At 55.2% G+C, this 13581-nt stretch carries 11 protein-coding genes; 4 read left to right on the forward strand and 7 right to left on the reverse strand.

Features of this window, described 5'->3' with window-relative positions:
• Positions 1-402: 402 nt before the first annotated feature.
• Positions 403-1104, forward strand: coding sequence for a FadR/GntR family transcriptional regulator (locus tag ABLV07_RS24290; RefSeq protein WP_015368986.1), 702 nt, complete (start codon positions 403-405; stop codon positions 1102-1104).
• A gap of 13 nt (positions 1105-1117) precedes the next feature.
• Entirely contained in the window at positions 1118-2515 is a 1398-nt protein-coding gene (gene mdtD, locus ABLV07_RS24295; RefSeq protein WP_015368987.1) for a multidrug transporter subunit MdtD, read from the forward strand.
• On the opposite strand, the gene rbsR is transcribed toward mdtD, so the two are convergent.
• The 7 genes from rbsR to kup form a co-directional block, all read right to left on the reverse strand.
• Positions 2512-3504 carry a ribose operon transcriptional repressor RbsR gene (gene rbsR / locus ABLV07_RS24300; protein WP_015703923.1) on the reverse strand — a complete coding sequence of 331 codons (993 nt, stop codon included), beginning with the start codon at positions 3502-3504 and terminating at the stop codon, positions 2512-2514. The genes mdtD and rbsR overlap by 4 nt on opposite strands.
• Positions 3505-3507: 3 nt before the next feature.
• The gene (rbsK, locus tag ABLV07_RS24305; protein WP_162198570.1) at positions 3508-4440 is read right to left on the reverse strand and encodes a ribokinase; all 933 of its coding nucleotides are present in this window, start codon (positions 4438-4440) and stop codon (positions 3508-3510) included.
• Positions 4441-4538: 98 nt separating this feature from the next.
• Positions 4539-5429 carry a ribose ABC transporter substrate-binding protein RbsB gene (gene rbsB, locus ABLV07_RS24310; protein ID WP_015368990.1) on the reverse strand — a complete coding sequence of 297 codons (891 nt, stop codon included), beginning with the start codon at positions 5427-5429 and terminating at the stop codon, positions 4539-4541.
• Positions 5430-5456: 27 nt separating this feature from the next.
• Positions 5457-6422, reverse strand: a complete 966-nt coding sequence (gene rbsC, locus ABLV07_RS24315; RefSeq protein ID WP_015368991.1) for a ribose ABC transporter permease — start codon at positions 6420-6422, stop codon at positions 5457-5459.
• 5 nt (positions 6423-6427) lie between these two features.
• On the reverse strand, positions 6428-7933 hold the full coding sequence (gene rbsA / locus ABLV07_RS24320) for a ribose ABC transporter ATP-binding protein RbsA (protein WP_015368992.1): 1506 nt from the start codon (positions 7931-7933) through the stop codon (positions 6428-6430).
• A 10-nt stretch (positions 7934-7943) separates the two neighbouring features.
• Positions 7944-8363, reverse strand: a complete 420-nt coding sequence (gene rbsD, locus ABLV07_RS24325; RefSeq protein WP_015368993.1) for a D-ribose pyranase — start codon at positions 8361-8363, stop codon at positions 7944-7946.
• Between the two features lie 186 nt (positions 8364-8549).
• Positions 8550-10418, reverse strand: a complete 1869-nt coding sequence (gene kup / locus ABLV07_RS24330; RefSeq protein ID WP_015368994.1) for a low affinity potassium transporter Kup — start codon at positions 10416-10418, stop codon at positions 8550-8552.
• Between the two features lie 217 nt (positions 10419-10635).
• Between kup and ravA the strand changes: the two genes are divergently transcribed.
• Positions 10636-12135, forward strand: a complete 1500-nt coding sequence (gene ravA, locus ABLV07_RS24335) for an ATPase RavA (RefSeq protein ID WP_047036362.1) — start codon at positions 10636-10638, stop codon at positions 12133-12135.
• Positions 12132-13580 carry an ATPase RavA stimulator ViaA gene (gene viaA, locus ABLV07_RS24340; RefSeq protein WP_015703920.1) on the forward strand — a complete coding sequence of 483 codons (1449 nt, stop codon included), beginning with the start codon at positions 12132-12134 and terminating at the stop codon, positions 13578-13580. The genes ravA and viaA overlap by 4 nt, the downstream gene beginning before the upstream one ends.
• Position 13581 lies beyond the last annotated feature (1 nt).

Here is a 13581-nt window from a genome sequence, read left to right on the forward strand (position 1 = left end):
CATGTCACTTTGAGTGCCCACACAGATTGTCTGATAAATTGTTAAAGAGCAGTGCAACGCGGCTTTCAGCTCACCGTTGCGAGGTCACGTATATTACGTTTTCCTCATTCAGAGTCAAGCGTTTATTTTCACTTTTCTCTGTCGGTTTTCAGCGTTGTTATTTACCGCTGAAACCCTGCTGACCCGGCGGCTTGCTTGCCGTTGTTCCGTGTCAGTGGAGGCGCATTATAGGGAGTTCTGAGACGTTGACAAGCCCTGTTTTCAAAAAACTTTTCAACCGTCTCTTTTTTCACCAAAGGCGGTGTCAAAACCGTAAAAAATCGCCCTTTTGCTGTTTTAACCACCGAAACAAGCCGCCAGGTGGCATACTGATGAAGTAGAAAAGAGAAAGGAACGGCATTTATGTCTATAAGCGCACAGCAGCTGGCGGCACAAAAAAACATCTCCTGGGTCATCGCGGAGAAGATCGCCCAAAAAATTCTCACCGGCGAATATCCGCCAGAGAGCATTCTTCCTGGTGAAATGGAGCTGGGCGAACAGTTTGGCGTGAGCCGGACGGCAGTACGAGAAGCGGTAAAAACGCTGGCAGCGAAAGGCATGCTGCTTCCGCGCCCGCGTATCGGAACTCGCGTTCTGGCACGCAGCAGCTGGAACTTTCTGGATAAAGAGCTGCTTGCCTGGTGGCTGACGGAAGATAATTTTGCCGAGGTGGTTAGCCATTTTCTGGTGATGCGCAGCAGCCTGGAGCCTCAGGCCTGTTTTCTGGCGGCGATAAACGGCACCTCCGAGCAGAAAGCGCAGCTCAATACGCTAATGGAAGAAATGATCGAGCTGAAAAGACATTTTATCCGCGAACGCTGGATTGAAGTCGATATGGCCTGGCATGAACATATTTATGCGATGAGCGGCAACCCGTTTCTCACCTCTTTCGCGTCGTTATTCCATTCGGTATATCAGACCTATTTCACCTCGATTACGCAAAATGAAGTCGTTAAACTCGATCTACACCAGGCTATTGTTGACGCCATTCAGGAAAGCGACGGTCCACGCGCGCAGCTTGCCTGCCAGACATTATTGAACACCCCAAACCACACAGGTAAATAAAGAAGGAAATGGCATGACCGGGAAGAAAGGGCTGAGTATGGCCGGACTGCCATGGATTGCGGCCATGGCTTTCTTTATGCAGGCGCTGGACGCCACTATTCTTAATACCGCGCTTCCCGCGATTGCGCATAGCCTCGGTCACTCCCCGCTGGCGATGCAATCCGCCATTATCAGCTACACCCTGACGGTAGCGATGCTGATTCCGGTGAGCGGCTGGTTGGCCGATCGCTTTGGCACCCGCAAGGTCTTTATCGTTGCCGTTAGCCTGTTTACCCTGGGCTCCCTCGCCTGCGCGCTTTCCACTTCGCTTCCCGAATTGGTTGTCTTCCGCGTCATCCAGGGGATCGGCGGCGCAATGATGATGCCGGTTGCGCGCCTGGCGCTGTTACGCGCCTATCCGCGTAGCGAACTGCTGCCGGTACTCAACTTCGTTACCATGCCCGGACTGGTCGGCCCCATCCTCGGCCCTGTACTCGGCGGCGTGTTAGTCACCTGGGCCAGTTGGCACTGGATTTTCTTGATTAACATCCCGATTGGCATCATCGGCATTCTCTACGCCCGCAAATATATGCCGGACTTCACCACGCCCCGCCGTCGTTTCGACACCAGCGGTTTTGTGCTTTTTGGTTTAAGCCTGGTGCTGTTCTCCAGTGGTATTGAGCTCTTTGGCGAGAAAATCGTCGCCAGCTGGATAGCGCTGGCCGTCATCGCCCTGAGCGTCGTGCTCATGCTGGCCTATATTCGGCATGCTCGTCGCCATCCCACTCCGCTGATTTCGCTCTCTCTATTTAAGACCCATACCTTCTCTGTCGGGATCGCCGGTAACCTGGCGACACGGTTAGGTACCGGCTGCGTGCCGTTCCTGATGCCGCTGATGCTACAAGTCGGTTTCGGCTACCCGGCCATTATCGCCGGCTGCATGATTGCGCCGACGGCCATCGGCTCGATAATCGCCAAGTCGACCGTCACGCAGATCCTGCGCTGGTTTGGTTATCGCAAAACGTTGGTGGGAGTCACCATCTTTATTGGTTTGATGATCGCGCAGTTTGCGCTGCAGTCGCCGGGAATGCCGCTGTGGCTGCTACTACTGCCGCTATTTGTACTGGGGATGGCGATGTCCACGCAGTTCACCTCGATGAACACCATTACGCTTGCTGATTTAACCGATGACAATGCCAGTAGCGGCAACAGCCTGCTCGCGGTAACCCAGCAGCTGTCGATTAGCCTTGGCGTAGCCATCAGCGCGGCGGTTCTGCGTTTTTATGAAGGGTTTGATAACGCCAGTACCATCGAACAATTCCACTATACCTTTATCACGATGGGTGCGATCACCGTGGTGTCAGCGTTGATGTTTATGCTGCTCAGAGCCAAAGATGGCCGCAACCTGATAACGGAGCGGCACAAGCACTAAGCTGAACCGCGAATCACCAGCTCTGGAGTGAGCTGCACGCGCTGCTGTTTTTGCCCGGGATCCGCCATGCGGTGAATCAGCACATCGATAGCGAGCTCTCCCAGTTCATCTTTAGGTTGATGAATGGTGGTGAGCGGCGGGGTCATATAGCGCGCCAGTTCAATATCGTCATACCCCACCAGCGCCATATCCTGCGGAATATGCAACCCGGACTGATACAGCGCCTGATACGCGCCGACCGCCATCGCATCATTACCGACAAAGACCGCCTGCGGCCGTGGCGTTAACGCCAGCAGTTGCTGCATCGCAGTAAAACCGCCGCCAAATTCAAAATCGCTGGTAATGACATAACCTTCGGCGACATCCAGCCCGGCGCGCGCCATCGCCGCATGATAGCCCTCCAGCCGCAGTCGCGACGGCGTTTTATCCAGCGGCCCGGCAATGCAGGCAATACGGGTATGACCGCGATCGATCAGATACTGGGTCGCCATATCGCCACCGAGCAACGAATTATCCTGAATGAGATCGCTGTCGCCGTCGAACGGAGCCCAATCCATCATCACCGTCGGCACCGACGGATAACGCTGCATGATTTCCTGGGAAGGTTGATGCGTTTCGGTGCACAGCAGCAGCAGACCATCGACGCGTTTTTGCATCAGCGTTTCCAGATTGCGATTCATCCGCTGCTCATCGCCTTCGGTATTACATAGCACCAGGCTGTAGCCGCGCTCGAAACAGCTGCGTTCCACGCCGCGCACCAGCTCCGAATAAAACGGGTTAGTACTGGCGGTGATCAGCATGCCGATGGTTCGCGTCTGATTTAACTTGAGGCTGCGCGCCAGCGCCGAAGGCGCGTAGTTAAGACTTTTGATCGCCGCATCAACTTTGGCGGTAATCGCCTCGCTGACAAAGCGGTCTTTATTAATGACGTGAGAAACGGTCGAGGTGGAAACGCCCGCGACGCGGGCCACATCCTTCATGGTAGCCAAGCATTACCCCTGTTGACGCAAGAATTCGTCGATCTCTTTGCGCCACGGCACAGACGGTTGCGCCCCCTTACGGGTGACGGCAATCGCGGCGGCGGCATGGGCAAAACGGATGGCGTCTGACACTTCACGGCCTTCCAGCAGCGCGGTGACAAATGCGCCATTAAAAGTGTCGCCAGCGGCAATCGTATCGATGGCCTGAACTTTAAATCCTGGAACCCGGCGGCTTTCGCCCTCGCAGCTTAACCAAACGCCGCGGCTGCCGAGAGTAATCATCACCGTACCAATTCCCTTCGCATGAAGCGCACTGGCGGCTTTCGCGGCATCGTCGTCGCTCTCAACGCGAATACCGGTCAGCTTTTCCGCTTCGGTTTCATTCGGCGTAATGACATCCACCAGCGCCAATAGCTCATCCGAAAGTTCACGCGCCGGTGCGGGATTGAGTACCACCGTCGTCTGATGCTCATGAGCGATTTTCGCGGCAGCCATCACGCTCTCCAGCGGCGACTCCAGCTGCATTAACAATGCCTGCGCGTTGGCGATACGTTCTTTCTCCGCCTCTACCTGAGAAACCGATAGCGCTGCATTAGCGCCGGCATGAATACCGATGACATTCTCACCTTCCGCGTTAACGAAAATTAACGCGACGCCGGTAGATTCGCCAGCAACGGCACGCACCGGGGCCACGTCGATATTATCGCTCTCCAGCTGGCGGCGGACGCGTTCGCCAATGTCGTCATCGCCAGTACAGGCAATGAAGGCAATATCCGCTCCGCTACGCCCGGCAGCCACCGCCTGGTTAGCGCCTTTACCGCCGAATGCGACCTGATAGTGGTTTCCGGTGACGGTCTCACCTGGAGTAGGGAAGGATTCAAGGTTAAGAATGTGATCGGCATTGATGCTGCCAAGGACGACAAGTTTGCCTGCGGTTTTCATCATCTTTATTCCCGGGAAAGCGCGCCACCGGACTCCGGTGGCGCATGCCCTGCTTTTCTTTTTATGTTGTCCCTCGGGCCGTTGCCGGCCCGAATCGCATTTTACTGCTTAATGACCAGTTTCAGCTCAACCGGATAGCTGGCATCCACTTTTTCGCCCTTCAGCACTTTATCAGCGGTTTCGACGCCTTTAACGCCGATCTGCTCCGGCAACTGGGCGATAGTCGCTGCCAGTTTGCCACTATTTACTGCTTTTTCGCCATCCGGAGTACCGTCAAATCCAACCACCATCACATCAGATTTTCCTGCAGTCTGCAGCGCACGCAGCGCGCCCAGCGCCATTTCGTCGTTCTGCGCAAACACCGCCTGCACGTCAGGATGCGCCGTCAGCAGGTTCTGCATCACGTTCAGACCTTTAGTACGGTCGAAGTCAGCGGGTTGGCTGGCCAGTACGTTGAACTTATGCGCCGCCACGGCCTGTTTGAAACCTTCGCCACGCTCGCGCGCCGCAGAGGTACCAGCAATACCTTGCAGCTCAATCACTTTCGCGCTTTCGCCAACTTTCTTCGCAATATAGTCGCCGGCCATTTTACCGCCCAGCACGTTATCGGAAGCAATATGGCTCACCACATCACCTTTAGAAGCCTGGCGGTCAAGGGTAATGACCGGGATTTTAGCCTGGTTCGCCATCTTCACCGCATTGCCGACAGCATCGGAGTCGGTTGGGTTAATCAGCAGCAGCTTAGCGCCACGCACCGTTAAGTCCTGTACGTTCGCCAGCTCTTTTGCCGGGTTATTCTGAGAATCCAGCACCACCAGGTTGTAACCCAGCTTATCGGCTTCTTTCTGCGCGCCGTCTTTCAGAGAAACGAAGAACGGGTTATTCAGGGTAGAGATAACCAGTGCGATGGTATCTTTCGCCATCGCGTTTGCGCTAACGGTCGCGCTTAGAGCAACAGCAGAGACCAGGGTCGCCAGTTTTTTCATATTCATAGTTAAGATGTCCTGTAGAGTTCTCAGTTACTGCTTTTTGTTATCTACCAGTACCGCCAGCAAAATCACCACCGCTTTGACGATCATCTGGTAATAGGAAGAAACGCCTAAAAGGTTCAGACCATTGTTCAGGAAGCCAAGGATCAGCGCGCCAATCAGCGTGCCGACGATACGACCTTTACCACCGGCCAGGCTAGTGCCGCCAAGTACGACCGCTGCGATCGCATCTAATTCATAGCCCGTCCCCGCCGTCGGCTGCGCAGAGGAAAGACGCGCCACTTCGATGATCCCGGCCAGTGAAGCCAACATTCCGCATAACGCATAGACGATGATTTTCACTCTATTTACGCTGATGCCGGAAAGCCGCGTCGCCGCTTCATTACCGCCCAAGGCATAAATATAACGACCCAGGCGAGTATGGTGCAGCATGTACCAGGCCGCCAGGAAGACAATCGCCATAATCCATACCGGCGTCGGGATCCCCAGCGGGCGTCCGATACCGAACCAGCCGAACAGATCGGCGTTATCGCTAAAGCCGGTGTTGATCGGGCTGCCGTTGGTGTAAACCATCGTCACGCCGCGCAGCAGCAGCATCATTACCAAAGTGGCGATAAACGCCTGCACGCGCCCTTTCGCGACAATCACCCCGGTCACCGCGCCAATAGCCGCACCGAGCGCCAGCGCGGCGGCAACGGCCACCAGCGCATTCACTTCGATACCGACGATAGACGCCGCGACGGCGCCGGTCAACGCCAGCAGAGAACCGACGGACAGATCGATCCCCGATGTCAGAATGACCAGCGTCATCCCGACCGCCATGATGGCGTTAACGGAAGTCTGCTGCAGAATATTGAACAGGTTATTGACGGTAAAAAAGTTGGGGCTCATGGTCGAAACGATCGCTATCAGCACCAGCAGGGCGATCAGCGATTTTTGCTCCATCAGCCACGCTTTAGTGAAATAGCGGCGACCAGTAACAGCCTGGGTAGTCATCTTTTTTACTCCTGATTCACACGGTTAAGCTTGCCCACAGCGGCAGCCATCAATACTTCCTGGGTGGCCTGCTCGCGTGTGAATTCACCGCCGAGATGCCCTTCATGCATCACAATGATGCGATCGCTCATGCCCAGCACTTCCGGCATCTCCGAAGAGACGAGAATGATGCTCAGGCCATCGGCTTTAAACTGGTTAATCAGCTGGTAGATCTCTTTCTTCGCCCCAACGTCGACGCCGCGGGTCGGTTCATCGAGGATCAGCACTTTCGGCCGGGTCATCAACCCGCGAGCGATAGCGACTTTTTGCTGGTTACCGCCGGAAAGCAGGCCGATTGCCTGCTCCATTGAAGGCGTCTTCACATTAAACAGCCGAATGAAATCACTGACCGCCTGCTGTTCATCTTTATGCTTAAGGCTGCCGCCCGCCCGGCTGAAGTAGCGTAGCGCGGTCAATGACATGTTTTCTTTGACCGACATTCCGAGCACCAGGCCATCACGCTTACGGTCTTCGGAGATATAGACAATGCCGTTCGCCAGGCCATCCTGCGGCGAACGGGTGACGACTTCATGGCCATCCAGCGTCACGGAACCGCTGCTACGCGGCAGCGCGCCGTACAGCACCTTCATCAGTTCAGTACGCCCGGCGCCCATCAGCCCGGCGACGCCGAGGATTTCGCCCTGACGCAGGGTAAACGTCACGTTTTCCACACCGGAGCCGCAGAGATTATCAACCTTCAGACGTACCGCGCCCGGCGCCTTATCGAGATGCGGATATTGATCTTCCAGCTTACGGCCAACCATCATCTCGATCAGTCGATCCTCATCCAGCGAAGCCACTTCGCGCTCGGCAATAAATTGCCCGTCGCGAAATACGGTGACGTCATCGCAGATTTCGAAGATCTCTTTCATGCGGTGGGAGATATAGACGATACCGCGCCCCTGCGACTTCAATTCGCGGATGACGCGGAACAGCGATTCGGTCTCGGTATCGGTCAGGGCATCTGTAGGCTCATCCATAATGATGACCTTCGATTCGAAGCTCAGCACTTTAGCGATTTCCACCATTTGCTGATCGCCAATCGACAGATCGCCCACCAGCTTCTGGCTGTTAAAGCGTAAATTCAGCTTCGCCAGCAGCTTGTCCGCTTCGGCATACATCTTTTTCCAGTCGATTTTGCCAAAGCGGTTCACGAACTCGCGGCCGAGGAAGATGTTCTCGGCAATCGTTAATTGCGGGATCAGGTTGAGTTCCTGGTGAATGATGCCGATACCGGCTTCCTGTGAGGATTTTGGGCCGTTAAAGGTCGTTTCTTTACCTAACCACAGCAAAGAACCGGCATCACGGGTATAGATACCGGTCAGTACCTTCATCATTGTAGATTTACCGGCGCCATTTTCCCCTACCAGCGCCATCACCCGGCCGGCATAGACATTCAGCGCCGCGCCGGAGAGCGCTTTGACGCCAGGGAACGCTTTATCGATCCCTTTCAGCTGTAATAAAGCTTCCATGACGGCGACCTCAGAAAGTGACGCCGGCACAGAGAATAATATTCGCATACGGGGAACACTCCCCGCTGCGAATTACCGCCTGACTATCTGCGGTTTGTTTTTTGAACTGCTCATGACTGGTGTAACGAATTTCAATCGTATTTCCCTGGTGCTGCTGCAGCTGCTCAAGATGATTGAGCAACGTCGCGTGGAGTTGCGGATTATGGGTTTTAATCTCTTCCGCGATGACCGCCGCCTCAACCTGCATTTCCGCCGTTACGACTTCCAGTACCTGCATAAAAGAAGGTACGCCCTGAGTAAGCGCCATATCAATGCGCGCGCTGCTGCGGGGAACCGGCAATCCGGCGTCGCAAACAACCAGCGTATCGGTATGACCGAGGCGGGAGATAACGGAAGAAATATCAGCGTTAAGTACGGTGCCTTTTTTCATTTTGTCTCTTTTGCTCCACTAGCGAAACGTTTCGCTGCCCTAAGTATTGTCAATCAGCGAACAGAAAACCACCGGCAGAAGAGAGAAATGTGATCGCCATCGAAACGTTTCGCAACGCGGGGACAAGAAGTTACATCAAGATGTGAGAGACAAAAAAGCCCTTCGTTATTGAAGGGCTTTTCGACATCAGATTTCCACCTGCGTACCGAGCTCAATAACCCGGTTAGGTGGGATTTCAAACTGATCCGGCGCGCGCAGGGCGTTACGCTGCAGCAGCAGATACAGCTTGCCACGCAGGCGCAGATACCATGGCCGTTTGCCAATAATCAGCGACTCATGGGACATAAAGAACGACGTTTCCATCATTCGGCAGCTCAACCCTTCCAGACCGCAGCGATGGAACACCTCTTCGACGTTCGGCGTTTCACGCCAGCCATAGCTTGCCACGACGCGCCAGAACGACGGCGACAGTTGCTCAATCTGCACGCGGCGAACGTTATGCACATACGGGGCATCTTCGGTACGCAGAGTCAGCAGGATCACGCGTTCATGCAGCACCTTGTTGTGTTTCAGGTTATGCAGCAGAGCAAAAGGGATCACGTTCAGGGCGCGAGACATATAGACCGCGGTACCCGGTACGCGCACCGGCGGCGATTTCTCCAGCGAGGAGATCATCGCTTCCAGCGAGTTGCCATGCTCGTGCATCCGGCGCAGCAGGCGGAAACGCTCGCTCTTCCAGGTGGTCATCACCGTAAACATCACCAGGCCCAGCGATAACGGCAACCAGCCGCCGGAGACGATTTTATCGAGGTTCGCCGAGAACAGCGGAATATCGATACACAGGAAGGCCACCAGCATCAGGCCGACAAACAGCTTATTCCAGTGCCAGTTTTTGCGCGCCACGGTCGCCGAAAGAATGGAGGTCAACACCATGGTGCCCGTTACCGCAATCCCGTACGCCGCCGCCAGATTAGAAGAGTGCTCGAAGCTGACAATGACGATGACCACAGAAACGTACAGCAGCCAGTTAATGAACGGGATGTAAATCTGCCCGGACTCCATTTCCGAAGTATGGATAATGCGCATTGGCGACAGATAGCCCAGACGCACGGCCTGGCGAGTCAGCGAGAAGACCCCGGAAATCACCGCCTGAGAGGCGATAACCGTCGCCAGGGTCGCGATAATCAGCATCGGGATCAGCGCCCATTCCGGCGCCAGCAGGAAGAACGGGTTTTTAATGGCTTCCGGGTGCTTCAGCAGCAGCGCGCCCTGGCCAAAATAGTTAAGCACCAGTGATGGCAGCACCACCGAGAACCACGCCACGCGAATCGGTAGTTTGCCGAAGTGACCCATATCGGCATACAGCGCTTCCACACCGGTAATCGACAGCACCACCGCGCCAAGCGCAATAAAGGATACCGTTTTGTACTGCAGGAAGAAATGTACCGCCCAGTAAGGGTTCAGCGCCTGCAGAACTTCCGGGTTATCGAGGATACTGCGCGCGCCAAGCACCGCCAGCAACAGGAACCAGATCAGCATAATTGGCGCGAACAGCTTGCCGACCATCCCGGTACCGTGTTTTTGAATAGCAAATAGCAGGGTCAGCACAATAATGGAGATGGGGACAATCCAGGTATCCAGCTGTGGGGCGATAATTTCCAACCCCTCTATCGCCGACATCACCGATATTGCCGGGGTTATTACTACTTCGCCATAGAAGAAGCTACCGCCAATCAGGCCGAGGATCACCAACACGGAGGTCATCTTTGCCGAGGTGTTGCGCCCCGCCAGCGACATCAGCGTTAAGATCCCGCCCTCGCCGGCGTTATCCGCCCGCATCACGAAGGTGATGTATTTAATTGATACGGTAAAGATCAACAGCCAGAAAATCAGCGACAGAAAGCCAAACACCGCATCGCGTTCAACGCCAAAGCCAAACTGGCCTGACAGACATTCGCGAAGAGTATACAGTGGACTGGTACCGATATCGCCGTAAACCACGCCGATTGCCGCCAGCGTTATTGCCGGCAACGATTGTTTATTATCAGTGCTCATAGACTAGTCTTTTCGTTTATAAAACAAATGTGTGCCTAGTCCCTTGGCCCACAAAAAGCGCACAGTATGCACGATTATTTGCTGAATCGTACCCCTAACTGACACCATATTAACTTAGCTCAAAGAAAATAAATCGATTCTTCAGGCTATTACCACCCCTAATCAAACATCTATACTCGACGCAATAACGACACACGACAAAGCACGCAACTCTATTATGGCTCAATCACATTTACTGGCAGAAAGAATTTCCCGACTTAGCGCCGCCCTGGAAAAAGGACTCTTTGAACGCAGCCACGCAATACGTCTGTGCCTGCTGGCTGCGCTCAGCGGCGAGAGCGTATTCCTGCTGGGTCCACCCGGCATCGCGAAAAGCCTGATCGCCCGCCGGCTTAAGTTCGCTTTCAAGCAGGCGCGCGCTTTCGAATATCTGATGACCCGCTTCTCCACCCCGGAAGAAGTTTTCGGCCCGCTGTCTATTCAGGCGCTCAAAGATGAAGGGCGCTATGAGCGTTTAACGGCAGGCTATCTGCCAGAGGCGGAAATCGTCTTCCTGGATGAAATCTGGAAAGCCGGCCCGGCTATCCTTAATACCCTGCTGACGGCCATCAACGAACGCCACTTCCGCAACGGCGCCCATGAAGAGAAAATCCCGATGCGCCTGCTGGTTGCGGCGTCGAACGAACTTCCCGAAGCGGATAACAGCCTCGAAGCCTTATATGACCGCATGCTGATCCGCCTGTGGCTGGATAAAGTGCAGGATAAAACTAACTTCCGCTCGATGCTGGTGAGCCAACAGGATGAAAACAGCAATCCGGTTCCCGAAAACCTGCAAATCAGCACCGAAGAGTTCACCCAGTGGCAGCATGACATTGGTACCGTGAAGTTGCCGGACAATGTCTTCGAGCTGGTTTTCCAACTGCGCCAGCAATTAGATGCCTTGCCTAATGCGCCTTACGTTTCCGATCGCCGCTGGAAAAAAGCCATCCGTCTGCTGCAGGCCAGCGCCTTCTTTAGCGGCCGCGACGCCATCGCGCCTATCGACCTGATCCTGCTGAAAGATTGCCTGTGGCATAACATCGAAAGCATGAATCTGATGTCGCAGCAGTTGGAATCCCTGATGACCAGCCATGCCTGGGGCCAGCAGGCGATGCTGACTAAACTGGGCGCTATCATCCAACGCCGTATTCAAATCCAGCAGCAGCACAGCGATAAAACCGCGCTTAAAGTCACGCGCGTGGGCGGCATGTTCAGCCGTAAGCCGCATTATGAACTGCCGGACGGAATTGAAGGCGAGACGTTGACGCTGCTTCTCCAGCAACCGCTGAAATTGCACGATCTCGAAGTCATTCATATCGCCTTCGAACGCGTAGCGCTGGTCAACTGGCTGGAGAAAGGCGGCGAGATCCGCGGCAAGCTCAACGGCATCGGTTTTGCCCAGCCATTGACGATGGATGTCGATGCCAGCCAGCACCTGGTGGTGCGCGACGTCAGCCTGCAAGGCTCACGCCTGTCGCTGCCAGGCAGCGAATCTCAGGAAAATATGCCAGCCGAGATCCGCCAGCAGCTGGAAGCGCTGGATGACGAGTGGCACCAGCAACATAACCGCTTTAGCGAACAGCAAAAATGCCTGTTTATTCCCGGCGACTGGCTGGGGCGTATCGAAGCCAGCCTGCAGGACGTCGGCGCGCAAATTAAACAGGCGCGCCAGCCATGACGCTCGACATGCTGAATGTCATGCTGGCGGTCAGCGAAGAAGGGATGATCGAGGAGATGCTGCTGGCGCTGCTGGCCTCTCCTCAACTGGCGGTGTTCTTTGAAAAATTTCCGCGGCTGAAAAATATCATCGCCGCCGATATTCCGCGCTGGCGAGAAGCGGTTCGCGCCCGGCTCAAAGAGACGCAGATCCCTCCCGAACTGGACGCCGAAGTGCAGATCTATCAGCAGGCTCAGCTGCTTTCAACGTCGCAATTTATTGTGCAACTGCCGCAGATCCTCGGCAAGCTGCATAAGCTACAGTCGCCCTTTGCCGCTCAGGCGCAGCAGCTGGTGGACGATAACGCGACCTTCACCCCAGCGCTACATACTCTGTTCTTACAACGCTGGCGCTTAAGCCTCGTGGTACAGACCACCACCCTCAACCAGCACCTATTAGACGATGAGCGCGATCAGCTGCTCAGCGAGGTGCAGGAACGAATGACGCTCAGCGGGCAGCTAGAGCCGGTGCTGGTGGAAAACGACAACGCCGCTGGCCGCCTGTGGGATATGAGCGCCGGCGAGCTTAAACGTGGCGATTATCAGCTGATCGTGCGCTATGGCGATTTTCTCAGCCAACAACCGGAACTGATGCAACTGGCTGAGCAGTTGGGCAGATCGCGGGAAGCCAAACTGGTGCCGAAGAAAGATGCGCCGATGGAGACCTTCCGCGCGATGGTTCGTGAACCGGCAACGGTACCAGAGCAGGTCGATGGCCTGCAGCAAAGCGACGATATTCTACGTCTGTTGCCGCCAGAGTTGGCAACGCTCGGCATCACCGAACTCGAGTTCGAGTTCTACCGTAAGCTGGTGGAAAAACAGTTGTTAACCTATCGCCTGCACGGCGACGCATGGCGGGAGAAAATAACCGAACGCCCGGTAACCCGGCAGGATTTTGATGAGCAGCCGCGGGGGCCATTTATTGTCTGCGTAGATACCTCAGGTTCGATGGGCGGCTTTAACGAGCAATGCGCTAAAGCCTTTTGTCTGGCGCTGATGCGCGTCGCGCTGGCGGATAACCGTCGCTGCTACATCATGCTGTTCTCCAGCGAAGTGGTGCACTACGAGCTAACCGGCCCGCAGGGGCTTGAACAGGCGATCCGTTTTTTAAGCCAGCGTTTTCGCGGCGGCACCGATCTGGCCAGCTGTTTTCGCGCGATCGTTGAACGTTTGCAAAGCCCGCAATGGGTCGATGCCGATGCGGTGGTGATTTCCGATTTTATCGCCCAGCGGTTGCCGGATGAGGTGGTCAATAAGGTGGGGGAGTTGCAGCACAAACATCAGCACCGTTTTCACGCGGTGGCGATGTCGGTACACGGCAAACCCGGCATCATGCGCATCTTCGATCATATCTGGCGCTTTGATACCGGATTGCGTAGCCGCCTGCTGCGTCGCTGGCGGCGTTAAT

Origin of the sequence: Klebsiella sp. CN_Kp097 (genome assembly GCF_040064495.1) — a bacterium.
GTDB lineage: Bacteria > Pseudomonadota > Gammaproteobacteria > Enterobacterales > Enterobacteriaceae > Klebsiella > Klebsiella aerogenes.

Bases quoted from the DNA above. Each gene is read 5' to 3' on its own strand.
- ABLV07_RS24290 (WP_015368986.1), top strand. From the start codon at position 403: ATGTCTATAAGCGCACAGCAGCTGGCGGCACAAAAAAACATCTCCTGG.
- mdtD (WP_015368987.1), top strand. From the start codon at position 1,118: ATGACCGGGAAGAAAGGGCTGAGTATGGCCGGACTGCCATGGATTGCG.
- rbsK (WP_162198570.1), bottom strand. From the start codon at position 4,440: ATGATGAAAACCGCAGGCAAACTTGTCGTCCTTGGCAGCATCAATGCC.
- rbsB (WP_015368990.1), bottom strand. From the start codon at position 5,429: ATGAATATGAAAAAACTGGCGACCCTGGTCTCTGCTGTTGCTCTAAGC.
- rbsC (WP_015368991.1), bottom strand. From the start codon at position 6,422: ATGACTACCCAGGCTGTTACTGGTCGCCGCTATTTCACTAAAGCGTGG.
- rbsA (WP_015368992.1), bottom strand. From the start codon at position 7,933: ATGGAAGCTTTATTACAGCTGAAAGGGATCGATAAAGCGTTCCCTGGC.
- rbsD (WP_015368993.1), bottom strand. From the start codon at position 8,363: ATGAAAAAAGGCACCGTACTTAACGCTGATATTTCTTCCGTTATCTCC.
- kup (WP_015368994.1), bottom strand. From the start codon at position 10,418: ATGAGCACTGATAATAAACAATCGTTGCCGGCAATAACGCTGGCGGCA.
- ravA (WP_047036362.1), top strand. From the start codon at position 10,636: ATGGCTCAATCACATTTACTGGCAGAAAGAATTTCCCGACTTAGCGCC.
- viaA (WP_015703920.1), top strand. From the start codon at position 12,132: ATGACGCTCGACATGCTGAATGTCATGCTGGCGGTCAGCGAAGAAGGG.